The 23,624-nt window shown below is 68.8% G+C and carries 24 protein-coding genes; 15 read left to right on the forward strand and 9 right to left on the reverse strand.

The features are described 5' to 3' along the window. Nucleotides 1-101: 101 nt before the first annotated feature. Entirely contained in the window at nt 102-1,055 is a 954-nt protein-coding gene (locus tag GGR16_RS12435; RefSeq protein ID WP_053193338.1) for a LysR substrate-binding domain-containing protein, read from the forward strand. 31 nt (nt 1,056-1,086) lie between these two features. On the opposite strand, the gene GGR16_RS12440 is transcribed toward GGR16_RS12435, so the two are convergent. Genes GGR16_RS12440 through GGR16_RS12455 form a run of 4 tightly spaced genes read right to left on the reverse strand, consistent with a single transcriptional unit; the run spans nt 1,087 to nt 4,653 of the window. After that, the gene (locus GGR16_RS12440; protein WP_019403380.1) at nt 1,087-1,395 is read right to left on the reverse strand and encodes a UxaA family hydrolase; all 309 of its coding nucleotides are present in this window, start codon (nt 1,393-1,395) and stop codon (nt 1,087-1,089) included. Continuing rightward, entirely contained in the window at nt 1,395-2,618 is a 1,224-nt protein-coding gene (locus GGR16_RS12445; protein WP_053193336.1) for a UxaA family hydrolase, read from the reverse strand. Before GGR16_RS12445 ends, GGR16_RS12440 begins: the two co-directional genes overlap by 1 nt. A 44-nt stretch (nt 2,619-2,662) precedes the next feature. After that, the gene (locus tag GGR16_RS12450) at nt 2,663-3,538 is read right to left on the reverse strand and encodes an SMP-30/gluconolactonase/LRE family protein (RefSeq protein WP_019403382.1); all 876 of its coding nucleotides are present in this window, start codon (nt 3,536-3,538) and stop codon (nt 2,663-2,665) included. Between the two features lie 14 nt (nt 3,539-3,552). After that, the gene (locus tag GGR16_RS12455) at nt 3,553-4,653 is read right to left on the reverse strand and encodes a LacI family DNA-binding transcriptional regulator (protein ID WP_019403383.1); all 1,101 of its coding nucleotides are present in this window, start codon (nt 4,651-4,653) and stop codon (nt 3,553-3,555) included. Between the two features lie 104 nt (nt 4,654-4,757). On the opposite strand from GGR16_RS12455, the gene GGR16_RS12460 reads away from it, so the two are divergent. Genes GGR16_RS12460 through GGR16_RS12490 form a run of 7 tightly spaced genes read left to right on the forward strand, consistent with a single transcriptional unit; the run spans nt 4,758 to nt 11,661 of the window. Then, nucleotides 4,758-5,609 carry an ABC transporter permease gene (locus GGR16_RS12460; RefSeq protein ID WP_183316806.1) on the forward strand — a complete coding sequence of 284 codons (852 nt, stop codon included), beginning with the start codon at nt 4,758-4,760 and terminating at the stop codon, nt 5,607-5,609. Then, complete coding sequence (locus GGR16_RS12465; RefSeq protein ID WP_183316807.1) at nt 5,606-6,376, forward strand: ABC transporter permease subunit; 771 nt, start codon at nt 5,606-5,608, stop codon at nt 6,374-6,376. The genes GGR16_RS12460 and GGR16_RS12465 overlap by 4 nt, the downstream gene beginning before the upstream one ends. Beyond that, the gene (locus GGR16_RS12470; protein WP_183316808.1) at nt 6,364-7,197 is read left to right on the forward strand and encodes an ABC transporter ATP-binding protein; all 834 of its coding nucleotides are present in this window, start codon (nt 6,364-6,366) and stop codon (nt 7,195-7,197) included. The genes GGR16_RS12465 and GGR16_RS12470 overlap by 13 nt, the downstream gene beginning before the upstream one ends. A 38-nt stretch (nt 7,198-7,235) precedes the next feature. After that, nucleotides 7,236-8,462: an ABC transporter substrate-binding protein gene (locus GGR16_RS12475; protein ID WP_183316809.1), complete on the forward strand. Its 1,227-nt coding sequence runs from the start codon at nt 7,236-7,238 to the stop codon at nt 8,460-8,462. A gap of 31 nt (nt 8,463-8,493) precedes the next feature. Further along, a complete protein-coding gene (locus GGR16_RS12480) occupies nt 8,494-9,396 on the forward strand; it encodes an NAD(P)-dependent oxidoreductase (RefSeq protein WP_183316810.1) in 903 nt (300 codons plus the stop codon). Between the two features lies 1 nt (nt 9,397). Continuing rightward, nucleotides 9,398-10,417, forward strand: a complete 1,020-nt coding sequence (locus tag GGR16_RS12485; RefSeq protein ID WP_183316811.1) for an aldo/keto reductase — start codon at nt 9,398-9,400, stop codon at nt 10,415-10,417. A gap of 38 nt (nt 10,418-10,455) precedes the next feature. Further along, nucleotides 10,456-11,661 carry a mandelate racemase/muconate lactonizing enzyme family protein gene (locus GGR16_RS12490; protein WP_183316812.1) on the forward strand — a complete coding sequence of 402 codons (1,206 nt, stop codon included), beginning with the start codon at nt 10,456-10,458 and terminating at the stop codon, nt 11,659-11,661. A gap of 18 nt (nt 11,662-11,679) precedes the next feature. Here the strand turns inward: GGR16_RS12490 and GGR16_RS12495 are convergent, their stop codons facing one another. From GGR16_RS12495 to GGR16_RS12510, 4 genes are read right to left on the reverse strand one after another with little or no spacing between them, the layout of a single operon-like run. Further along, nucleotides 11,680-12,372: a GntR family transcriptional regulator gene (locus tag GGR16_RS12495; protein WP_343059702.1), complete on the reverse strand. Its 693-nt coding sequence runs from the start codon at nt 12,370-12,372 to the stop codon at nt 11,680-11,682. A gap of 22 nt (nt 12,373-12,394) precedes the next feature. Continuing rightward, a complete protein-coding gene (locus GGR16_RS12500) occupies nt 12,395-13,417 on the reverse strand; it encodes a Gfo/Idh/MocA family protein (protein ID WP_183316813.1) in 1,023 nt (340 codons plus the stop codon). Nucleotides 13,418-13,420: 3 nt separating this feature from the next. Then, nucleotides 13,421-14,551 carry an isocitrate/isopropylmalate dehydrogenase family protein gene (locus GGR16_RS12505; RefSeq protein ID WP_183316814.1) on the reverse strand — a complete coding sequence of 377 codons (1,131 nt, stop codon included), beginning with the start codon at nt 14,549-14,551 and terminating at the stop codon, nt 13,421-13,423. Then, nucleotides 14,548-15,576 (reverse strand): SMP-30/gluconolactonase/LRE family protein, encoded by a 1,029-nt coding sequence (locus GGR16_RS12510; RefSeq protein ID WP_183316815.1) that lies wholly within the window; start codon nt 15,574-15,576, stop codon nt 14,548-14,550. Before GGR16_RS12510 ends, GGR16_RS12505 begins: the two co-directional genes overlap by 4 nt. A gap of 108 nt (nt 15,577-15,684) precedes the next feature. Here GGR16_RS12510 and GGR16_RS12515 point away from each other — a divergent pair, with 108 nt between their 5' ends. The 4 genes from GGR16_RS12515 to GGR16_RS12530 all read left to right on the forward strand — a co-directional run bounded on the left by GGR16_RS12515 (nt 15,685) and on the right by GGR16_RS12530 (nt 19,600). Continuing rightward, nucleotides 15,685-16,704 carry a tripartite tricarboxylate transporter substrate binding protein gene (locus GGR16_RS12515; protein ID WP_183316816.1) on the forward strand — a complete coding sequence of 340 codons (1,020 nt, stop codon included), beginning with the start codon at nt 15,685-15,687 and terminating at the stop codon, nt 16,702-16,704. A 93-nt stretch (nt 16,705-16,797) separates the two neighbouring features. Beyond that, nucleotides 16,798-17,562, forward strand: a complete 765-nt coding sequence (locus GGR16_RS12520; protein WP_183316817.1) for a hypothetical protein — start codon at nt 16,798-16,800, stop codon at nt 17,560-17,562. 21 nt (nt 17,563-17,583) lie between these two features. Beyond that, nucleotides 17,584-19,125: a tripartite tricarboxylate transporter permease gene (locus tag GGR16_RS12525; RefSeq protein WP_053193334.1), complete on the forward strand. Its 1,542-nt coding sequence runs from the start codon at nt 17,584-17,586 to the stop codon at nt 19,123-19,125. 112 nt (nt 19,126-19,237) lie between these two features. After that, entirely contained in the window at nt 19,238-19,600 is a 363-nt protein-coding gene (locus GGR16_RS12530; RefSeq protein WP_183316819.1) for a putative quinol monooxygenase, read from the forward strand. 14 nt (nt 19,601-19,614) lie between these two features. On the opposite strand, the gene GGR16_RS12535 is transcribed toward GGR16_RS12530, so the two are convergent. After that, the gene (locus GGR16_RS12535; protein WP_183316820.1) at nt 19,615-20,658 is read right to left on the reverse strand and encodes a LacI family DNA-binding transcriptional regulator; all 1,044 of its coding nucleotides are present in this window, start codon (nt 20,656-20,658) and stop codon (nt 19,615-19,617) included. 114 nt (nt 20,659-20,772) lie between these two features. Here GGR16_RS12535 and GGR16_RS12540 point away from each other — a divergent pair, with 114 nt between their 5' ends. From GGR16_RS12540 to GGR16_RS12550, 3 genes are all read left to right on the forward strand, one after another. Next, the gene (locus GGR16_RS12540) at nt 20,773-21,762 is read left to right on the forward strand and encodes a TRAP transporter substrate-binding protein (RefSeq protein ID WP_183316821.1); all 990 of its coding nucleotides are present in this window, start codon (nt 20,773-20,775) and stop codon (nt 21,760-21,762) included. Between the two features lie 105 nt (nt 21,763-21,867). Further along, a complete protein-coding gene (locus tag GGR16_RS12545; RefSeq protein WP_183316822.1) occupies nt 21,868-22,320 on the forward strand; it encodes a TRAP transporter small permease in 453 nt (150 codons plus the stop codon). A 13-nt stretch (nt 22,321-22,333) separates the two neighbouring features. Next, the gene (locus GGR16_RS12550) at nt 22,334-23,614 is read left to right on the forward strand and encodes a TRAP transporter large permease (protein ID WP_019401081.1); all 1,281 of its coding nucleotides are present in this window, start codon (nt 22,334-22,336) and stop codon (nt 23,612-23,614) included. Nucleotides 23,615-23,624 lie beyond the last annotated feature (10 nt).

Genomic DNA, 23,624 nt, shown 5'->3' on the forward strand with positions numbered 1-23,624 from the left:
GCCTGCAAGTCGCTGTCGGGCTTGCGCTAACTGTTATGACAACTTTGTGCTATTGCTGGACAACGCCGGGCACAACGGCTGGACAAGAAAGAGTTGCAGGGATGGATATCAGGCAGCTGAAGATGTTCGCCGGTGTTGCGGAGTCCGGGAGCTTTTCGCGGGCAGCGGCGATACTTTCGGTGGCACAGCCCGTCCTGAGCCGGCAGATCAAATCACTCGAGCAGGAGCTCGGCGTGGAACTGCTCTATCGCAACGGCCGCGGCATCGTGCTGACGGAGGCGGGCAAGCTCCTGGAGCAATATGCGCGCAGCATCTTCGACACCATGGCCCGGGCCGAAGGCGACATCGCGGCCCTGCGCACGAGCCCCAAGGGGCAGATCATCATCGGCATGCCGCCATCGGTCGGCTCGGTGCTCACCGTGCCGCTGGTCCGCAGCTTCCGGCGTGATTTCCCGCTCATCGCCATGCGCGTGATGGAGGGCTTCAGCGGCCATGTGCTGGAATGGCTGATGACGGGCAAGATCGACGTGGCCGTGCTCTACAACGCGCCGGGCGTCAGCAACCTCATCTCCGAGCCGCTGCTGCAGGACGAACTCTTCCTGCTCGGCGCCGACACCGATCCGGAACGGCTGCCGCCCGGGCCGGTCCTTGCCTCGCGCCTGTCGGCGCTGCCGATGATCATGCCGAGCCGGCCGCACGGCCTGCGTCTGTTAGTCGACCAAATTCTCGGCGCGGCGCATATCAAGGTGAATGTCGAACTCGAGGTGGAGGCTATGCCCTCGACGCTCAATCTCGTGGAGCAGGGCTTCGGCTACACCATCCTGTCCTATTCGAGCTGCCATCAGCTCGTCCGCTCGGGGCGCATCAAGCTCTGGCGCATCGTCGAGCCGCAGCTGACGCGCCAGCTCCTCCTCGCCACCTCCACCCAGCGCCCGACGACCACGGCGACGCGGGCGCTGGCCGACATGGTCCGCAGCCAGGTTCGGGAACTCCTGACACGCGGCGCGTGGATCCCGCCGCAAGCGGTGCTGTCACACCCGGCCTGTGCATCGTAACGGGCGGCGCCGGGATACGGTGACGCCCCCCTCAACCGGCCTCGCGTCGGGCGCGGCGGCTCTCGAGATTGTGGACGTGCACATGTTCGCCGGCTGCGACCGGTGCGGTCGTGATGCCGATGCATTCCCCGTATTTGAGGACGGGCTCGCCGGCCGCGAGGTCGCGCGTGGCGAACTTGTGCCCCATCGCAATGGGCGCCGCGACACGCATGACGTGAACGGCATCGCCGATACGGACATTCACGTCGCCCTCGATGTCGCATAGGGCGACGGCGACGTTGTCGGCGGCGTTGATGGCCATCGCCTCCCAGGCGGCTTCCGGCTTCTCGGATCCCGACATCAGAAGGAGCCTCCGCTTCGGAACAGGCATTCCTCGCCTTCGGCGAAGATCTCGCCCCATGTGGCTGTGCCCGACGCCACGTCCACGAGGCGATCGAACAATTGGTCGGCTGCATCGTCGACCGTCGCGCGGGCGAGAAGGACCGCGCTCGCATCGAAATCGACCTGTTCGGCCAGCGCCCTCGTGGCATCGGGATGGGCGCTGATCTTGATCGTCGGCGCGACAAGGCTGCAGAAGCTGTTGCCGGGGCCGGTGGTGAACAGCATGAGCTGGGCACCCGCCGCGGCGAAGCCCGTGAGCGATTCCGGCGAGAAGCCCGGCCCGTCCATGACGTGCAGGCCGGGACCGGCCGGTTGCGCGGCGAAGGGCAGGACCGAGCGGATCGGCCGGCTGCCGGCCTTGGCGATCGCGCCCAGCGATTTCTCCTCGATGGACGAGAGCCCGCCGCGTACGTTCTCGTAGCCGGGGTTGTTGTAGAGGAGATCGACCCCAAGCGCGGCGACGGCCTTCTCGCGCCGGGCGACCGCCTCGACGATCGCTTCGCCGATCGAGGCCTCGGCTGCCCGTCCGGCGAGGACATGTTCCGCCCCGAGCCATTCGAGCGTTTCGCCGACCACGGCCGTGCCGCCGCGATCGACGAGGCGATCGGCCACCGCGCCGGCGAGCGGATTGCTCACGAGCCCGGAGGTCGCATCGGAATGGCCGCATTCGATGCCGATGAAGAGGTCGCTGACCGCCACCGGCTGGCGCCGCTCGGCCGAGATCGCCCGCGCCAGCGTGCCGCCGAGCCGGATGCCGCGCTCGGTCAGGGCGAGCGCGTCCTCGTGCACGTCATCGAGGGTGACGATCGCCACCTGCTTTCCGGACCGCGCCACGATCGCCTCTGCGATCATCTCGGCCGTCGGCCGGTCCGCGCCCACGACGAGCGTCGCGCCGATATTGGGATGGGCGCCGAGGCCGATGAGCTGGGCGAAGTGCACCTCCTTGTCGGGGCCGAGCTGGCCGCGACCATAGGGCGTCGCCACGAGCCTGCTGCCGGGAAGGGCCTGGGCGATGCGGCGCGCCGCGGGCGCCACGAGCCCGTTGATGCCGAGCACGAGGAGCGCATTGCGGATCCCGGCACGCCCTTTAGGCCGGGGAAAGCCGAGGAAGCTGGCATCGTCGCGGCGCGCGCCGCCCGTCTTGCCGCCCGCCGGCCCCGGTCCCGTCGCCCCTTCCTGCATGGCAGCCTCCCGTTGTCTTGTCGTTGCGCCTGTTCCGCGCCGCCTCATCCGGCGAAAGCCGGCTCCGCGAGCCCGCCTATGCCCGGCTCGAAGGCAAGGACCGCGCCGGCGAGCGGTTGCGCCCGGCGTTGCGCGTCGTCCAGCCCTTGCGTGGCGGTGGTCACGAAGAGCGTCGCGTGATCAGGCCCGCCGAAGCTGCACGAGGTCGGGTTGGACACCGGCAGCGGCACCACGCGCTCGAGCCGGCCGTCGGGCGAAAAGCGCGCCACGATGCCGGCCCCGAAGCGGGCGTTCCAGAGGAAGCCCTCGGCATCGACCGTCGCGCCGTCCGGCTTGCCCGGCACCACGCCGGCCGGCACGAAGACTTGAGGCGGGCCGAGGGCGCCGGTTCGCGGATCGAGGGCGAGGCAGTGGATCGCGCCGTCGGCGCTGTCGGCGAAATAGGCCCGGTCGCCGGCGGGCGAGAAGGCGATGGCGTTGGGCACGGCGAGATCCCGGATGATCGATTCCAGCTGCATCACGGCGCCGTCGAGCCTGTAGAGGCTGCCGGTGCGCCGCCGGCCGAAGTCCCACATCGTGCTGAACCACAGCCGGCCCGCCCTGTCGCAGCGCGAGTCGTTGATGCGGTTTTCCGCATGGCCCTCGTCGATCGGCAGCCATGGTACGAGCCGCCCATCGGCGGGATCGAAGGTATGGAGCCCCGTGCGCAGGCCGAGGAGGAGACGGCCGTCCACACGCAGGACGACGGCGCCGACGAGATCGGGCATGGGCCAGGTCTCGACCGTTCCGCCGCGGTTCAGCCGCCTGAGCGCGGGCGCGCGGATATCGACCCAGTAGAGCGCCGCCTCGCGCGCGTTCCAGACGGGGGATTCGCCGAGAATATCGACCGGCTCGGAGACCGCCCGGATCGCGTATCCCATGGACCGCTCCTCCCTCACCCGCCTGTGCCGGCCGGCCGCTCACCCGCCTCGGCGCGGACCTTCGGCTGGCCTGCCGTGGCCGCGGTCGATTCCCGCCTGATGATCTCGAAGCCGAGGTCGACCACCGGCGTCTCGACCGGCCGGCGGGCGATGCGGTCGAGCAGCATCTCGCCGGCCTTGCGGCCGATCTCGTAGCGGGGGATGCGCACGGTCGTGAGCGAGGGATTGAGATTCTCCGCGATCTCCAGGCCCTCGAAGCCGGCGATGGCGAGATCCTGCGGCACGGTGAGGCCGAGCCGCTGCGCCTCGAACAGCGCGCCGGCCGCGATGAAGTCGCCCGTGCAGAACAGCGCCTCGACATCCGGGCGCCGCTCGAGCAGAAGCCGCAGCTGCCGCGCCGCGGCCTTCAGATCCATCTCGAGCTCGGCGACGAGCCCTTCCGGATCGTCGTCGAGGCCGAATTCATGCACGGCGGCGTGATAGCCCGCCTGGCGTTCCACCTGCCGTTCGTTGTCCTTGGTGAAGGTCGTGAACAGGGCGACCTTCCGATAGCCCTGTTCGGCGAACATCTTCGTGACCGCATAGGCGGCGCCGAAGTTCGAGAAGCCGACCGCCAGGTCGATCGGATCCTCCGGCAGGCTCGCGATCTCGACGGTCGGCACGGCGTTGTCGCGCAGCAGCTTGCGCGTGCGCTCGGTATGGGTGGAACCGGTCAGGTAGATGCCGTCGACGCGTCGCGACAGGAACTCGACGACGATGGCCTCCTCGTCCTCCGGCACGAATTCGCTGTTGCCGAGGAGGAGATGGTAGCCGCGGGCGCGGAGCACCTGATTGAAGCCCTCGGCGAAATCGGCGGCGATCGAGTTGCGCAGCGTCGGGATGACCGCGCCGATCGTCATGGTCTGGTTCGACGACAGGCTGCTCGCCACCCGGTTGGGAATATAGCCGGTGGCGGCGATGGCGGCGGCGACCTTCTCGCGGGTTTCCGCCGAAACCAGATGCGGGAAGGAGAGGGCGCGCGACACGGTCATGGGCGCGACGCCGGCGAGCCGCGCCACGTCGCGGATCCCTGCGCGCTTGGCGCCCCGGCCTGTTGGATCGGACATCTTGGTCATGCGCGCTTCATCTAGCCCAGTCGCTTGACGCTGTCGAATGGTACCGGTACCATTACCCAATAGACAAGAAAAATGATCCTGAAAAGCGATCCTGGGAGGAGCCCTTGACGGCTCGTGACGAGAATGGCGCCGCCGTGGCGCCGGGCGGCGCCACGCCATACTGGCCGACGCCCCTTGCCGCCCGCATCTACGCGTCGATCGGCGGCCTGTTCGTCTATGTGCGGGCGATGGCCGTCTTCCTCGTCATCTGGCATCTCGTCTCGCTGTGGATCGGCAACCCCATCCTTCTCCCCTCGCCGATCGCGGCGGCCGAGGCGCTCGTCGATCTGACGCGGCAGGGCGAAGTGTTCAGCAACGTGGTGGCGAGCCTGACCCGGCTCGGCACGAGCTTCGCCCTCGCGATCCTCCTCGGGGTGCCGCTCGGCTTCGCCATGGGCCTGAGCCGCAACGTCTTCGCCATGGTCGATCCCCTGATCGAGCTTTTGCGGCCGATCTCCGGCATCGCCTGGATCCCGCTCGGCATGTTCATCCTCGGTGTCGGCGAGGCGTTGCCGACGGCCATCATGTTCTACGGCGCCTTCTTTCCGATCGTGATCAACACCGTCGTCGGCGTGCGCTCGGTCAATCCGGGGCTGGTACAGGCCGCGCGCGTGCTCGGCGTCGGCCGGGCACACATCGTCCGGCACGTGATCTGGCCGGCGGCGCTGCCCAACATCCTCGTTGGAGCGCGGCTCGGGGCCGGCGCCGGCTGGATGGCCATGGTCGCGGCCGAGCTCATCGGCGCGCCCTCCGGCCTCGGCTTTGCCGTCGAGTGGTATCGCGAGCTGCTGATGACGCCGAGCGTGCTCGCCTTCGTCTTCCTCATCGGCCTGCTCGGCTATCTCTTCGACCGGCTGCTGCGCTGGCTGCAACGCGTGCTCACCCCCTGGGCCCAGACGCAGGGAGGCGCATTGTGAATCTCGCCCTTCGCCTGCGCCCCTTCGTCCTGCCGGCCCTGCTGCTCATTCTGTGGCAGCTCGCGGCGATGCAGGCGGCGCCCGCCGACCGCATGCCAGTGCCGGCCGATGTCCTCGCCACGGGCTGGACGCTCATTGCCAGCGGCGAACTGCCGCTCGCCCTGCTGCAGAGCCTGCAGCGCGTCATGCTCGGCTTCGCGACATCCGCCGCGCTCGCGCTCGTCCTCGGCACCGCCATGGCGGCCTATCGCCCGGTCGGCCGCAACCTCGATCCGATCATCGAGAGCTTCCGGCCGATCGCGCCCATCGCCCTGTTGCCGCTGGCCATCCTGTGGTTCGGCACGGGCACGCCGGCGGCCGCCTTCATCGTCGGCTATGCGGCGTTCTTCCCGATGATCGTCAACACGATCCACGGCGTGCGCAGCATCGATCCCGGCCTCATCCGCGCCGCGCGCACCCTCGGCGTCGGCCGCCTGACCATCCTGCGCACGGTCGTCCTGCCCGGCGCCCTGCCCAATCTCTTCGTCGGCGCGCGTCTCGCGCTCGGCGTCGCCTGGACATCGATCATCGCCGCGGAGCTTGCCGTAGGGGCGAAGGCCGGCGGCGGCGCCTCCGGCGGCATCGGGCAGATGATGTTCGTCTTCTACGCCTACAGCGTCGATCTCTCCGGCATCATCGTCTGCATGATCGGCGTCGGCGTCGTCGCCCTTCTCATCGACCGCGGCGTGCGCGCCCTCGAATACTGGATGATCCCATGGAAGCGCTAGATCAAGCCGCGCCGAAGATCCGCCTCGACGGCATCAGCAAGGAATACATCGTCCCGCGCACGGGCCAGCGCACACTTGCGATCGCCGATGTCTCGCTCGACATCGTCCAGGGCGAGTTTCTCTGCATCGTCGGCCCGTCCGGCTGCGGCAAGAGCACGATCCTCAACATGATCGCCGGGCTCGCCGAGCCGTCCGCCGGCACCGTCGCCATGGATGGCGCGCCGATCCGCGCCCCGGGCTCCGAGCGCGGTGTCGTCTTCCAAGACTACGCGCTCTTTCCCTGGAAGACAGTGCGCGAGAACATCGAATTCGGCCCGCGTTTCCGCTCGGATGCGCGGCTCGGCGCCGCCGAGCGCGACAAGCTGGTGCGCCACTACATCGACCTCGTCTCGCTCACGGGGGCCGAGCACAAATATCCGCACGAGCTCTCCGGCGGCATGCGCCAGCGCTGCGCCTTCGCGCGCGCCCTCGCCAACGAGCCCGAAGTCCTGCTCATGGACGAGCCCTTCGCGGCGCTCGATGCGCAGACGCGGCTCATCCTGCAGGAGGAGCTTCTGCGCATCTGGGGCGAAGACCTGCCGCGTGCGGAGCGCAAGACCGTCATCTTCATCACGCACGGCATCGACGAGGCGGTGTTCCTCGCCGACCGGGTCGCCGTGATGAGCAACCACCCCGGCCGCATCAAGACGGTGATGGACATCGATCTGCCGCGGCCACGGCGCGAAAGCCTGCGCGCCACCAGCGAATTCCAGACGCTCGCCGACGAGATCTGGCAGCTCATCCGCCGCGAGGCCTACGAAGCCACCATCGACAGGCGCTGAGGGGAGCCCGCAGCAAAGCGGGCCAAGGGAGGACTGACATGAGGGATACCAGCAAGCCAACGCGTCGCCGTTTCCTCGCAACGGCCGGAGCGGCCGGCATCGCGGTCATCGCCGCGCCGCGCATCGCGCGGGCGCAGGCCGTGAGCGTCTCCGTGGGGCGTCAGCCCTGGGCGGCCGGCAATTCGCCCGTCACGCAATACATGCTCAACAACAAGGTCTTCGAGAAGAAGGCGAAGGAGGCCGGCTACGACCTGACGGTCGACTGGCGTGACTATCCCTCCGCGCAGCCGATGGTGGAGGCCTTCGTCAGCAACAATCTCGACCTCGGCATGTGGGGCAACACGCCCATCATCCGCGGCCTCGCCGCCAAGCAGCCGTGGACGGTGGTCAATGTCGGCGAGGGGCACTTCCGCTTCGTCGTCGCGACGCGGAAGGGATCCGAGATCCGCAATATCGCGGATCTCAAGGGCAAGACCGTCGGCGCGCTGCTGGGCGGCGACCCCTACAACGCCTTTTCTCAGATCCTCCTCAACGAGCTCGGCTCGGGCAATCCGCGCGACTTCGACATCAAGATGATCAACACGCCGACCCAGGCGCAGGCGGCGACCATCCCGCGCGGCATGGATGCGGCCGTGCTGATCTATCCCGCCTTCCTCAAGGCGCAGAAGGAGGTCGGCACCGTCGGCATCGTCAATTCCTTCGGCTACACGGAAGACCATTACAAGGGCCCGGAAGGCGAGGGGGCGGGGCACCTGCTGCCGTCGGTCAAGAAGTCCGCCTTCTACCCGGACGGCTATTATCTGCACCGCTCCTTCTGGATGACGCGGGATGAACTCCTCGACAAGCACCCGAAACTGATCACGGCCTTCGTCGCCGCCCAGCAGGAAGCCGTCGATGCGCTGAAGGGCATGTCGCCGGCCGCCATTTCCGACAGCGTCGAGAAATACTGGGGCCTGCCGTCCGACCTCGGCGCCAAGGTCGTGGAGGACGAGGTGCTCTTCCGCCGCGGCTGGGTGTGGCCGACGCAGGGTGACGTCAGCGCCATCGTCGAGACCTCGAAATTCATGGTGGCGGGCGGGCTGATCCCGGCCCCGCTAGAGTGGCAGGTCGTGCACGACAATGTCGCCAAGGCCGCGCCGCTCCTGCGCGAGGCCTACGAACTCTCGGGCAGCAAGCCCGACGAGAGCGCCTTCACGGCCTCCGACGCCGGCGATCTGCGCGGATTGCCGACATGGCAGCAGGACCGCTGGCAGACGAAGAACTGATCCGTTGCCGGATCGAACAAGGATGGAATCGATGGACAGGATCGGGTTTCTGGGGCTCGGCACCATGGGTGGCCCCATGGCGCGCAACATCCTGCGCAAGGGCTATCGCGTGAAGGGCTTCGACCTGAACCGCAACGCCATCGAGGCGCATGTCGCGGTCGGCGGCGAGGCCGCGGCCTCGCTCGCCGATCTCGCCGACGGGGCCGATGTCGTCATCACCATGCTGCCCGACGGGCCGGACGTCGAGCGGGCGGTGCTGGGCGAGGGCGGGCTCGCCCACGCCATGCGCCCGGGCGCCGTGCTCGTCGACATGAGCACCATCGATCCCGCCGTGACGCGGCGTGTCGGCCAGGCGCTTGCCGAAAAGGGCATCGCCATGGTCGACAGCCCCGTCGGCAAGACCCAGGATCACGCCATCGCCGGCACGCTGACCCTGATGGTGGGCGGCGATCCCGCCGTGGTCGAGCGCGTGCGCCCGATCCTCGCCTGCATGGGCAGCGACTTTTTCTATTGCGGCAGTCTCGGCATGGGCGAGGCGCTGAAGCTCACCAACAACTTCCTCGCCGCCACCATCTTGTCGGCAACGAGCGAGGCGCTCGTCATGGGCGCCAAGGCCGGCCTGTCGCTCGAGCTCATGACCGAGGTCATGCGCACGACGATGGCCTGGAACAACCAGCTCGCCATCGCCCTGCCGAAGAAGGGCCTCGCCGGTGACTTCTCGCCCGGCTTCATGGTCAAGCTCGGGGAGAAGGACCAGCGGCTGGCCATCGGCATGGCGAGGGCGCTCGGCGTCGACACGCCGGTCGGCGACGCGGCCCATGCGGTGCTGGTGGAGGCCAAGACCACGGGCTTCGCCGATTTCGACGTCACCTCGGTGCTGCACCTGCGCGAGGAGCAGGCGGGCATCACCGTGCGCGCCAGCAAGGACGCCTGAGATGACGGAGGGCGTCCCGACGCGCCGTCTCGGCCGCACCGACCTTGCCGTCTCGGTGCTCGGTTTCGGCGCCGCCCCGCTGGGCGGCGTCTACCGAGCGCTCTCGGACGCCGAGGCCGATGCGACGGTGGCGGCGGCCTATGACGCGGGCCTGCGCTATTTCGACGTGGCGCCGTTCTACGGCCTCGGGCTCGCGGAGCATCGCCTCGGCCACGCCCTGCGTGAGCGCCGAGGCGATTGCGTGGTGTCGACCAAGGTCGGCCGGCTGCTCCGCCCGGTGCGCGGCCGCGCGCCGGAGAGCATGTATGTCGACCCGCTGCCCTTCGAGGTCGTATACGATTACAGCTACGACGGCGTCATGCGGTCGATCGAGGACAGCCAGCAGCGCACGGGCCTCGTCGATTTCGACATCCTGTTTATCCACGACGTCAACCGGCGCTGGCACGGCGATGCCGTCGACCGCCGCTTCGACGAGGTAATGGCCGACGGCTATCGCGCCCTCGACGAGCTGCGCCGCAACGGCCATGTGAAGGCGATCGGCGTCGGCGTCAATGACAACGAGATCCTCGTGCGCTTCGCGGAAGCCGGCCGCTTCGACTGCTTCATGCTGGCGGGCCGCTACACGCTGCTCGACCAGTCGCCGCTCGACCAGCTCTTTCCGCTCTGCGAGCGCGAGGGAATTTCCATCGTCTCGGCGGCGCCGTTCAATTCCGGCATCCTCGCGACCGGTGCGCGTCCGGGCGCGAAGTTCTTCTATGCCGATGCGCCGCCTGCGATCCTGGAGCGGACGCGGCAGATCGAGGACGTCTGCGAGCGTCACGGCGTGCCGTTGGCGGCGGCGGCGCTGCAATTCGCGCTCGGTCATCCGGTGGTGGCGAGTGTCGCCGCAGGCTTCAGTTCGCCCGCCGAGGTCGAGACCAATGTCGCGATGATGCGCTTTCACATTCCGCCCGCCTTCTGGGAGGAGCTCAAGGCCCAAGGCCTCGTCCGCAAGGAGAGCCCGACCGCCAACACGGCGTGAGACGAGCGCCCTTCGGGCGAAGCACAGAGGAGGCGCCCTTGGAAACGTCTCGCGCAGGCGGCCGGTGGCCCCTGCCCATCACATCCGTCGAGGCCTTCACCATCCAGGTGTCGGCGAAAACCGTCTGGATCCTGCTGGAGCTCGGCTTTGCCGACGGGATCGCCGGCTGGGGCGAGGCGACGCTCGCCGGAGCGGAAGAGGCGGTGCTCGCCGAGATCGGCCATGCCGGGGCGCTTCTCGCCGGCCGGTCCTTCGCGGGAGCGGGCGAGGCCCTCGCCGGCCTGCGCAGTGCCCATGCCTCGCAGGCGCGGCTGACGGTGATGCGTGCCGTCGAGCAGGCCTTCCTCGATGCGCTTGCGCGCCGTGCGGGCCTGCCGCTCGCCGCCCTGCTCGGCGGGCCGGAACGGCAGGCGGTTCCGGTCTACGCCAATATCAACCGCGGCATCACCAACCGCTCGCCGCAGGCCTTTGCCGCACGCGCCCGGGAGGTCGTGACGCAGGACGGCTACAGGGCCGTGAAGATCGCGCCCTTCGACGGGCTCGACTGGGCCCGCGTCGACCATCAGGCGGGCACGCGCCTCCTGAGCGCCGGCCTGGCCCGCATCGCTGCGGTGCGCGAGGCGATCGGTCCCGATGTGGCGCTGCTTGTCGATTGTCACGCCCGCCTTTCGCCGGTGATGGCGCGCACGGTCCTGCGCGAGGTCGGTGACGCGGGCCTCTACTGGCTCGAGGAGCCGCTCGCGGAGGACGCTTTCGACGCCGAAACGGGGCGGGCCTTGCGCCATTTCGCCAATGACCGCGGCATCCGCATCGCCGGCGGCGAGCATCTGGAGAGCTTTGCGGAGGCCCGGGACTTTCTGGCGCGCGGCACCTGCGATGCCATCCTGCCGGACCTGCGCTGGACGGGCATCCGCACCGGCCTTGCCATGCTCGAACTGGCGGCGGCCTCGGGCGTCGGGGTGAGCCTCCACAATCCGGTCGGGCCGGTGCTCGACCGGATCAGCGTGCAGGTGGCGGCGGCCCTGCCGTCTTTCCTCATCCTCGAACGGCAGGTGCGCGAGAGCCCCCTGTTCGACGCGATCCGCGGCGGGCCGCAGGAGCTCGTGGAGGGTGCGGTCCTTCTCGATGACGCGCCCGGTTTTGGCCCGGAACCGGACCGGGCGCTGCTGGAACGCTGCACCCGCCAAGGCTTCATCCGTCCGGCGAGCCTTGCCGGCATCGCCGGCGCCGGCGGCGATACATGATCGCGGCGGGCTTCTGCATCAGAGCTGGGTCGGCCCGTTGCGCAGGAGGGATACCAGCATGGCGCCGGCGCGCAGCCGGTGCTCGCGGTGGATGCGGGCGGCGGCTTCCGGGTCGCGCCGCTCGATGGCATCGACGAGGGCCTGGTGGTCCCTGTTGGAATCCGTTGGGCGCGGACGCAGCGTCAGGGTCAGCATGCGCACGCGGTAGGTCTGGTCCCAGAACTGGTAGACGAGCGCGCGCAGGCGCTTGTTGCGGCAGGCCTCGATGAGCAGCGTGTGGAAATGGCCGTCGGCCCGCGCCCAGGCCTTGAGGTCGTCGGCCGCCAGCGCGTCCTCCATCTCCTGGACGGCGCCCTTGAGGGCGGCGAGCTCCTCGGGGCCCAACCCGGTGCGGGCGATCTCGGCGGCGGCGTCCGATTCGAGCGCGGTGAGGATCTGGTAGATCTCGGCCATGTCGTCGGCCGAAACCGGCAATACGCGCATGCCGTGGCGCGGGCGCACCTCGACCATGCCCTCGTTGGCGAGCCGAATGAGAGCTTCGCGGACGGGCGTGCGGCTCATGGCGAGCATGGCCGCCAGCTCCTGCTCGAGCATCATGGTGCCCGGCGGCATCTCGTTGTCGAGGATGCGCCGGCGGATCTCGCCATAGGCCCGCGCCGTGAGCGACATGCGCTCTTCGCTGTCTCGGTTCTCCATCCGCACGATCGTCACTGCCCTCCGTCTGCCACTCTATCTACACCGGTTCCCAGTCCCGTGCCGCCGACCGGTAGATCGCCTCCTCGATGCGCAGGTTGACGAGGTAATCGCGGCCGGTGTTCACCACGGGCCGCCCATGGCGCAGATGGTCGACGACGTGGCGCTGCAGCTTGTAGACGCTGTCGCCGGCAAATCCACGCCGTTCCCATTCATAGGCGATTTCCTCCTCGGCGTTCTCCCCGAAGCGACGGAAGAAGAGACGACCGTAGCCGTCGAGGCGCAACGTGCCGTTCTCGCCCTCGACGAGCATCTCGCCCATCGTCAGGCGTCTGTCGTCGGCGGCGTGGTCCGAGAGACGGTTGCCGTCGAAGAGGGCGGCGGCGCCGTTAGCGAGGGAGAAGACGATGATGCCCGCGTCCTCGCCGCGCAGTACGGGATTGACCCGTCGCAGCCGCGCATCGACCCCCGCCACCTCACCGAACAGGAAGCGGAAGGTGTCGATGAAGTGGATCGCCGTCTCGTGGATGAGGAAGCGCTCCATGGTCTGGAAATAGGGCTGGCGGTCGAGATAGGCCCGCTCGCCCCGCCCGTCGCCCGGCCGCAGGCGGAAGCTCGCCTGGTAGAGCGGCCCCACGAGGCCGGCATCGATGAGTTCCCGGATCTTCAGGTGCCAGGGCTCGAAGCGGAAGTTCTCGTGCACGATCAGCGGGATGCCGGCGGCCTCGGCGAGCGCGACCGTCTCCTCCGCCTCCGCCAGGGAGCGGCAGAACGCCTTCTGGCAGATGGCGGGGATGCCGCGCTCGGCAGCGAGGCCGACGAGCTCGCGATGGGATGCAGGGGGCGCGATGATGTCGAGGAGGTCCGGCGCAACCTCGTCGAGCATCCGCGCGGCGTCGGCATAGACCCCCGGAATCGCGAAACGCTGCGCGAAGGCCGCCGCCTTGTCGATGTCGCGGTCGCAGATGGCGACGATCTCGACGTCGTCCATCCGCGCCCAGGCATCGTGGTGGAACTGGCTGAAATAGCCGGCGCCGATGGTGGCCACGCGCAGCCTGGTCATGGCTCAGGCCCGTCCGCCGGCCGCCACCCGGGCGGTGTCGTTATCGATGGCGGCGAGGATGGCGCGGGTCACCGCGGCGGTATCGGCATCGCCGCCGAACTCGCAGGTGCGCAGGCGTCCGTCGGCGAAGGCCGCGTCGATCGCATCGGTGATGAGCCGCGCCGCCGCCCGCGCGCTCGGAGCCGCGTGGCGCTCGCCCAGCCAGTCCAGCATCATCGCCGCCGACTGGAACATCGCCGTCGGATTGGCCTTGCCCTCACCGGCGATATCCGGCGCGCTGCCGTGACAGGGCTGGAAGACGGCATGCTCGTCGCCGATGTCGGCGGAGGGGGCATAGCCCATGCCGCCGATGAGGCCGGCCCCGAGGTCCGACAGGATGTCGCCGAACATGTTCTCCGTCACCATGACGTCGAACTCCCAGGGCTTCAGCACCAGCGAGAGCGCCATGGCGTCGATATAGACGTGGTCGGCCGCAAGATCGGGGAAGCGTGCGGCGCGCTCGTCGAAGATCTTGCGGAAGAAGGCGAAGGAGGCAAAGACATTGGCCTTGTCGACGCAGGTCACCCGGCCCTTGCCGCTGCCGCTGCCGCGCCGGTCCTCGGCGAGGCGGAACGAGAAGTCGAACAGGCGCTCGCAGACCGGGCGCGTGATCACCATCGTGTCGCGCGCCTCCCGGTCGTCCGTGACGACGCCCTTGCCGCGCGAGGCGAAGAGACCTTCCGTCGATTCGCGGATGATGACGAAGTCGATGGCCTCGGCCCGGGGGCTGGCGAGCAGGCTCGGCACGCCGGGGATCGTGCGGATCGGCCGCACGCCGGCATAAAGGCCGAGGTCGAAGCGCAGGTCGAGCTGCGGGGCGATCTCGGTGCCGTCGGGATAGCGGATGTGCGGCATCCCCATGGCGCCGAGGAGGATGGCATCGGCCTTCGCGCAGGCGTCGAAGGTCGCCTTCGGCAGGGCGTTGCCGGTCTCGCGATAGGTGTTGGCGCCCGCCTCCAGCCATTCGTAATCGAGCGCGACATTGCCGACCCGGCGCATGGCCGCCTCGAGGACGTCGATGCACGGCTGCATGACCTCGACGCCGATGCCGTCGCCGGGAAGGACCGCGATGCGGAAGGTGGAGGAGGGGTTCATTCTGCGGATGCTCCGTTTGCGGGGTAGGGACCGGTCGCGGCAAGCGAGGCGAGCGGGCCGAGCGGATGGGACCAGTGCACCGGCGGCGCGCCGGCGACCGGACTGCGGAAGGAGAAGAGGCTGTCGCCGAGCAGGCAGCCCAGCCAGGCCGTCGAGAGATCCGGCCCGCCGAAGGCGAGGCTCGAAATGTTGCGCAGGAGCCTGCTGCGGACCGTGTCGAGATGCGGGCGCCCGAGCCGGCCGGCGGCATAGGCCTGTTCGACGGCATCGAGGTGTCCCGCGTCCGCATCCTCCAGCATCACCTCCTGCCCGCCGTCCGGGGTGACGCGGATGAGGCGGTTGCTGACGATCGACGTGATCCAGATGCCGCCTTCCGCATCGAAGGCGAGGCCGTCGGGAAAGGTGCCGGGTCCGAAGGTGGCCACGACTTCCTTGCCGGCGAGCGAGCCGTCGGCACGCAGCGCGTAGCGCGACAGGCGGCGGGTGAAGGTCTCGTTGACGTAGAGATAGCGCCCGTCCGGAGAGACGTGGCACTCGTTGGTGTAGCCGAGCCGGTCGGCGACGATGCGCGCGCCCCGGCGATCGATGCGCACGATGAAGCCGTCATCGACATCGGGCCGGTAGCCGAGGTCGCGCGGCACGCGGCGGGTGCTCACCGTCACCCAGAGCCCGCCATCGGCATCGCGGTAGACGAAGTTCGTCGCGGGGAAGGGACGCCCGTCGATTTCCGTCGCGACGGGCTCGATGCCGCCGTCCGGCTGGAGGCGGAAGACGCCGCCTTCCTCCGCGCCGAGATCGGCGAGGAGGAAGCTGCCGCCCGGCTCGAGGGCGATGCCGTTCGGGCGCATGGTCCGCGGCGCGCCGCGCGCCGTGATGCGGCTGACCTGTCCGTCCGCGCCGATGATCGCGACGCCGCCTTCGCCGTGCCAGTCCGCCGTGAAGACGAGGCCGCTCGCGTGGGCGATGACGCATTCGGGCCGCACGAGGCCGGAGCCGACGGCAGTGAGACTGGCGAGTTCGATCATGGTTGACGGTGCACTCGTTTGTGTATACGTAAATGAATACCGGATCGTGAGAAGAAATCAATAGCCCGGTCAACCGGGGCCGGAATGAAGACCAGGGAGGAAGGAACCATGAGAAAGTTCATGGGTGGGGCAGGTGCCGCAGCCGCAGTGGCGCTGGTCGCCGCCGCGACCGTGGCGCGTGCCGAGGATTATCCGGCGCGCGACATCAGCGTGGTCGTCGTCTGGGCGGCCGGCGGCGGCACGGATACGGTGAACCGGCTCATCGCGGCGGAGATGCAGCAGCACCTGCCGGCGCGCATCAATGTCGTCAACCGCACCGGCGGCGTGGGCGGCTCGGCCGGCATGAGCTTCGTCTACGGCCAGCCCGCCGACGGCTATACGCTGGCCGGCATCTCGGAATCGAACGTCACGGCAGGGGTCCAGGGCGGCTGGGATCAGCGCTTCGAGGTGTGGCAGCCCTTCATCGTCGGCGGCTCGCCCGATCTCGTGTCGGTGTCGGCGAATGCGCCCTATCAGACGCTCAAGGAGCTCATCGAGGCGGCGAAGGCAAAGCCCGGCGAGATCCGCGTCGGGGCGAGCGCCGCGGGCTCCATCCACCACCTCAACCTGCTCGCCCTCGAGAAGGGCACCGGCGCCAAGTTCAACTACATTCCCTATGACGGCTCGGCCCCGGCGCAGAATGCGGCCGTCTCGGGCGAGGTCGCCGTCGTCGTCACCTCCCTCGCCGAGCAGCAGCAGCTCATCCGTGCCAAGCGCCTGCGCCCGCTCGCCATGCTGACGCCGAACGCGGTCAGCGTGGAAGGCATCGGCGATGTGCCGTCCGCCTTCGCCGATTTCCCGGACCTCAAGGAGCACCTGCCCATCCAGCAGGCCATCGGCTTTGCCGTGCGCGCCGATGCGCCGGACGCGGTCAAGAAGACCCTGACGGATGCCTTCGACAAGGCCGTGCAGTCGGACAAGGTGAAGGGCTGGGCGGCCCAGAACTTTTACGAGATCTCGGGCAAGAGCGGCGAGGCGGCGCGCGAGGAGTTCCAGCGTCTCGAGGGCCTGTTCGCCTGGACGCTGCACGAGCTCGGCGCCGCGACCGTGAGCCCCGAGAAGCTCGGCATTCCCAAGCCGGCGAAGTGAGAAGCCGGGGCGGGTCGACCGCTGGCGCTGAAGGCCGGCGGCCGAGCCCGTCCCGTCCCTGCCGTTGTCACCAATGCTCCCGCGGGGTGCGTCGTGAGCCGAAACGATCAGTCGGTGCCCGGCCTGCGCAAGGCGGATTTCTGGACCGGGCTCGTCCTCGTCGCCATATCGGTCTTCATGCTGGTCGAGACCCTCGGCTATCCGCTCGAAGGGTCCTATGCCGGGGTGCGCAACGCGTGGTACGTCTCGCCAGCGCTGCTGCCGCTGATCGTCTCGGCCTTCCTGATCCTCCTGTCCTGTTCCCTGCTTGCGACCGCCGTGCGTGCCGGCGCGGCGAGCGCCGCGCTCGCCGATGTCACGCCGCGGGCGCTGCGGGGCCATGCGGGGGCGGCGCGGGACATCTGGATCGTCGCCTTCGTCCTCGGCGGCTACATCTATTGCCTCGTCCCCTACGTCGACTTCACGGCGGCGACGGCGCTCACGCTCCTCACCCTCGCGGCGGCGTACCACCTGCCCACCGCCCGCGTGCGGAAGGCGGGCCTTGCCGTCTTCGCCTGCGCGATCGCCGCGGTCCTCCTGGCGACCTTCGCCGCCGGCTGGCGGCCGCAGCCCCGCTCCACGGGGGCGGACCTGCGCGACCTTGCGGTCTGGGCGGCATTCCTCGCTGCCGCGGTGAGCGTCGCCTGGGCCGCCGGCGCGCCGGAGCGCAGGCGCTGGCGCCGCTGCCTCGTCGTGGCGCTCGGCACGTCCCTCATCCTCTCCGTCGTCTTCAAATGGGGGCTGCTCGTGCCCCTGCCGGTGGAAGGCGTGACGATCAATACGCTCGACGCGGCGCGCCGCCTCCTCCTCCTCCGGTGAGCGAGCCATGATGGTATGCTCATGACGGTTCTCGATCAGTTCGGCGCCTTTGCCGGGGCCCTTGCCGGGCTCCTGTCGCAGCCAGTGAGCTGGCTCCTGCTCATTGGCGCGAGCCTGCTCGGCATCACCTTCGGCGCGCTGCCCGGGCTCACCGCCACGCTCGGCGTCGGCCTTCTCGCCACGCTGACCTATTCGCTCGACCTCAACATGGCGCTCATCGCGCTCATCGCCATGTATGTCGGGGCGGTCTATGGCGGCTCCTATTCGGCGATCCTGCTCAACATTCCGGGTACCGCCGCCTCCGCCGCCTCGGCCATGGACGGCTATCCCATGGCGCAGCGCGGCGAGGCCGGCCGCGTCCTCGGGCTCACGACCACGGCCTCCTTCGTCGGGACGGTGGTCGGCATGCTGGCCCTCGTGGTGGTCGCGCCGCTCATCCTCGAGCTTGCGCTGCAGTTCACGTCCTACGAGTTCTTCCTGCTCGCGCTCTTCGGCATCATCATCTCGGGCACGCTGCAGAGCTCCGATCTCGTCATCAAGGGTTGGATCGCCGGTTTCCTCGGCCTTGCCCTGTCGACGGTCGGCCGCGACGGGCTGATGTTCTTCCCGCGCTTCACCTTCGGGGTGCCGGAGCTCGATTCCGGCATCGAGGTGGTGCCGGTGCTGATCGGTGCCTTCGCCATTCCGCAGATCATTCACGGCCTGCGGGAGGGGGACGGCGCCGTCAGGCTGCAAGCCGTCGGCCGCATCCTGCCGGACATCCGGACCATGCTGCGCAACCTCAAGCATGTCATCCGCTCAGCCATGATCGGGGTCGGCATCGGCGCCGTGCCGGGCGTGGGGGAGGATATCGCCGGCTGGGTCTCCTACGGCACCGCCAAGGCCAGTTCGCCCAATCCCGAGAATTTCGGCAAGGGCGAGCCGGCCGGGCTGATCTCGTCGGAGACGGCCAACAACGCCTGCATCGGCGGCGCGCTGATCCCCCTCGTCACGCTGGGCATCCCCGGCAGCCCGCCGGCCGTCATGCTGCTCGGGGCGCTGATGCTGCACGGACTGACGCCCGGGCCGATGCTGTCGATCGAGCAGCCCAACTTCCTCGTCGAGCTGGCGGCCATCATGGTGCTCGCGTCGCTCGCCATGTGGATCAACGGCATGCTGCTCGCCCGCCAGGTCGTGAAGCTGCTGCGCATCCCGCCGTCGCTCTTCCTGCCGGTCGTCGCCATCCTGTCCGTCCTCGGCTCCTATGCGCTCGGCCTCAGCACGTTCAACCTCTACCTGATGTTCGCGGTGGGGCTCGCGGCCTATTTCCTCACGCGCATGCATTACCCGATCTCGGCGCTGGTGATCGGCGTCATCCTCGGGCCGATGGCCGACGAGAACCTCAGGCGCGCGCTCATGGTGGGGCAGGGGGATCTGACGCCCTTCGTGACCCGCCCTCTGAGCCTCATCCTCGTGCTCGCCATCACGCTCATCGTGCTCTCCCAGCTGCCGGCCTACCGGCGCTGGCGGGCGCGCGCCCTGCAGCGCCTGCGCACCGCGGGGGCAGGCGGCGACGGGGCCTGAGGCGCGGGATCATCATCCGCGGATGGTGCGGCCGTCGATGCGCGGCTCGCGTCTCCCGCCGCGATCTATGGCACGCGGCCGTGACAGGCCGAGAAAAGAAGGAGCATTCTTGATGACCGATCCGGGCCTGTCCCTCCACGAGCCGGTATCCGGACCGGAGAGCCGCGACGAGCGCTATGCCATCCTCGTCGAATTCGCCGTCCGCAAGGGGGCCGAGGAGGCGTTCGAGGCGCTCATCTGCGAGAACGCGTGCCGCTCACTCGCCGACGAGCCCGGCTGCCTCGTCTTCGACGTCTGCCGCCGCCCCGGCGATCCCTTCAACATCGTCCTCTATGAGATCTATGCGGATCGGGCAGCGTTCGCCGCGCATCTCGCCGCGCCGCACTTCCGCGTCTTCGACGCTCAATGCCGGGCGCTCATCGACGGCAAGCGCGTGACGGAGCTCGACCTTCTCCTCGCCGAGTCGCCCCGGTGACCGCCTGCTGCCGTTCAGGCGCTCTCGCGGGCGATCAGCTCGAAGCCCACATCGATGCGCTTATGGCCGCTCTCGCTGCCTTCGATGCGCGCCAGGATCAGGTTGCCGGCGACGAAGCCGATCTCGTGGCGGCGCACGCGGATGGTGGTCAGGGAGGGCACCATCTCGGCGGCCAGCTCCTGGTCGTTGAAGCCGGCGATCGCGATGGCGTCCGGCACCGCGATGCCGCGGCGCGTGCATTCATAGACCGCGCCGGCGGCCCACAGGTCCGAGGCGCAGAACAGGCCGTCGAGCTTCGGCTCCACCGCGATCAGATGCGCGAGCGCCTCCCGCCCCTGGGCGATGCCGAAGCGTGCCCGCACGACGAGGCGGGGATCGAAATCGAGCCCCGCCGCCTCCAGGGCGACGCGGTAGCCGTCGAGGCGCTGGGCATGGCGGTCGTTCTGGGACGGATCGGCGCCGACGAAGCCGATGCGCCGCCGCCCGCCGGCGATCAGCCGCTCGGTCATCGCGATCGCGGCCTGCCGGTTGGAATAGCCGACGCAGCAGTCGATGGGCTCGTCGGGGAGCGTGCCCATCTCGACGACCGGGATCTGCGCCTTCCGAAGGAGTTGCCGCGTGGCGGGGGAATGATTGGCGCCCTGGATGACGAGGCCTGCCGGCCGATGGCCGAGCAGCGTGCGCACGATGGCCTCCTCGCCCTCGCTCGATTCGGCGGTATTGCCGAGGAGGACGCAGTATTTGGACGGGCTGAGCGCGTCCGACAGGCCCTGCACCGCATCGGCAAAGACGCCGTGCTGGATATAGGGAACGATCGCGGCGACCACCTGGGTGCGGGTGGCCGCGAGCCCGCCGGCGACCAGATTCGGCACGTAGCCGACCTCCGCCATCGCCTCTTCGATCCGCCGGCGCGTCTCGGCAGTGACGAGATCCGGCTGCCGCAGCATGCGCGAGACCGTGATCATCGAGACGCCCGCCTGCCGGGCGACATCGGCCATGCTCGCCTGCTTGGCCGAGGCCCGGTTGCGGCGCGCCGGCGCCATATTGTCGCTCGTCATTCGATCCGCCCCTTGACCATTCCGAATGATAGACGCTAACATCATGTTAGCGTGCATCAATAAGCGCGGTAAACGCGCAACCCCGCGCCGTCAATCCCAATGGAGGAAGAGCCCATGATCAACACCCGGCTGTGCCGGCGAAGTCTTGCCGCGTTCGCGACCCTCTTCGCCTTCACCCTCTCTGCCGAGGCGGAGCCCTTGCGCCTGCAGGCCGCCACCATCGCGCCGCCCGACAATATCTGGTCCAAGGTCGGCGACCGCTATGCGCAGGCGGTGAAGGAGCGCACGAACGGCCAGGTCGTCATCGACATGTCCTATTCGGGCGCGCTCGGCAGTGCGGCCGAGACGATCGAGGCCCTGCAGTTCGGCACGACCAACATCGTCATCCAGGAGGTCGGGCATCTCGACAGCTACGATGCGCTCGCGGGCCTCGGATCGTACCCTTACCTCATCCGCGACTACGACCACTTCAAGGTCGTCATGCAGAAGGGCGGCGTCGGCCAGGCCTTCCATGACGAGATCGAGAAGCGTGCCGGCTTCAAGCTGGTCGGGGCGGGCTTCCGCGGCGCGCGGGAAATGGCGACGCGCCGCCCCATCGAGAAGCCGGAGGATCTCGCCGGCCTGAAGCTGCGCGTGCCCAACCAGCAGATCTTCCGCGCCACGTGGGAAACACTCGGCGCGAGCCCCACGCCGATGCCCAGCCTGGAAGTTTACTCTGCCCTGCAGCAGGGGATCATCGACGCTGCCGAGAACCCGCTCGAGGCGCATCTGCGTTCCAAATATTATGAGGCCGTGCCCTATGTCATCATGACGGGGCACGTGAACGCCTATTACACCTTCATCTTCGACGCGGACTTCTTCAACAAGCTGCCGGAGGAGACGCAGGCGGTCCTCATCGAGGAAGGCGAGAAGGCCATGGCCTGGGGCTCCGAGGAGATGCAGAAGCTCCTCGCCACCTATGAGGGCGAGCTTGAGAAGCACGGCGTCAAGATCGTGCGGCCCGACGTGGCGGCCTTCCGCGAGAAGCTCGTGCCCCTCAAGGACAAGTATCCCGCCGATTTCCAGGAGTGGATCGTGCGCTTCCAGCAGGCCGGCCAGAGCTGACCGGCCGGGCGGGCCTGCCTTCGGGCCCGCCCCTTTCTTTTCGCCCGCCGTCAGGCGAACCGGCTGCCGGAAGGCGGCCAGAACCCGATTTTCCGAACGGCTCCCATGTCCCGTCTCGTCCATTTCGTCGAGCGTGTTCTCGACAAGGTCCTCATCGGCCTGTTTCTCGTCATGGTCGCGGCGATCGTCTGGCAGGTCTTCGCGCGCTACGTGCTGCACGCGCCGACGATCTGGTCGGAGGAACTCGCCCGCTTCCTGCTCGTCTGGGTGACGATGCTCGGCAGCGCCTACGTGCTCGAACACGGCGGCCACGTTGCGGTGACCGTCTTCGTCGACATGTTGCCTGAGCCGCTCGAGCGGGCCGTCTCGGTGGTGCGCGATTTCATCCTCATCGCGATGGCGGGCTCGCTCGCCTATTTCGGCTACGGCTTCGCCGCCTCCGGCCTGCGCCGCATCTCGACGGGCCTCGGCCTACCGATGAGCTGGGCCTATGCGGCCGTGCCGATCGGGGCCGGGCTAATCGCCTTCTTCCTCCTCGCGCGCCGCCTGTCCCGGTGAAAGGACCGCCGTGATGCTCACTATTCTGGCCGTCTCCTTTCTCCTCCTCATGCTCATCGGTGTGCCGATCGGCTTTGCCGTGATCATCGGCAGCATGCTGGCGCTTCTCTTCGGCGGCACCGTCAATCCGCTCATCATGCCGCAGCGGATCTTCGCCGGCATGGACAACTTCTCCCTGCTCGCCATCCCCTTCTTCCTTTTCACCGGTGCGCTCATGAGCCTCGGCGGGCTCTCGGACAGGCTCATCCGGTTCGCCAATGCCCTCGTCGGCCGCTTCCGCGGGGGCCTCGCCATCTCCAACGTGCTCACGTCGGTGCTCTTCGGCGGCATTTCCGGCTCGGCCGTAGCGGACACGAGCGCGCTCGGGCGCACCTTCATCCCGGCCATGGTGCGCTCCGGCTATTCGCCGGCCTTCTCGGTGGCGGTCACGGCCTGCTCGGCGCCGCTGTCGCCGATGATCCCGCCCTCCATCGCCTGGATCCTCTACGGCTTCCTGACCGACACCTCGATCCTGCGCCTCTTCATCGCGGCGATCATTCCATCGCTCCTCTGGGCCGTGGTCATGATCGCGGTGGTCGTGTGGAAGGCGCATCGGGGCCAGATGACCGTCCAGCCGCCGGCCCCCATGCGGGAGGTGCTGTCCACCGCACGGGCGGCGGGCTTCGCCCTGCTGCTGCCGGTCTTCATCCTCGTCGGCATCCGCATGGGCGTCTTCACGGTGACGGAGGCGGCCGCCATTGCCGTGCTCTACGCCATCGGCATCGGCCTCATCTATCGCGAGCTCAACCTCGCGACGCTGGCGGCAAGCCTTCGCAGCACTGTCCAGTCGACCGCCGTCGTCATGATCATCATCGGCGGCGCCGGGCTCTTCTCCTGGGTGCTCGCCTATACCAAGACGCCCGAGACGGTCGCGGCCTGGATCCTGAGCGTCGCGGACACGCCGGTCGCCTTCCTCCTGCTCGTCAACGTGGTGCTCGTCATCCTCGGCACCTTCATGGAGGTGAACGCGGCGAAGATCATGATCCTGCCGATCCTCTTTCCCGTCGCCCAGCAGCTCGGGATCGACCCTGTCCATTTCGGCGTGATCGTCACCGCGAACCTCTGCCTCGGGCTCCTGACACCGCCCGTCGGCATCGTGCTGGCGCTCGCCTGCCGCATCGGCGACGTGCCGCTCGAGAAGGGCGTGGCGGCGACCTTCCCCTTCTTCATGGCCGGGGTCGCCACGGTCCTCATCCTGACACTCGTGCCGGGGCTCTCGCTCTGGCTGCCCAACCTCGTGCTCGGCGCGCCCTGACCCGCGCGTC

Source organism: Chelatococcus caeni (assembly GCF_014196925.1).
GTDB classification, from domain to species: domain Bacteria; phylum Pseudomonadota; class Alphaproteobacteria; order Rhizobiales; family Beijerinckiaceae; genus Chelatococcus_A; species Chelatococcus_A caeni.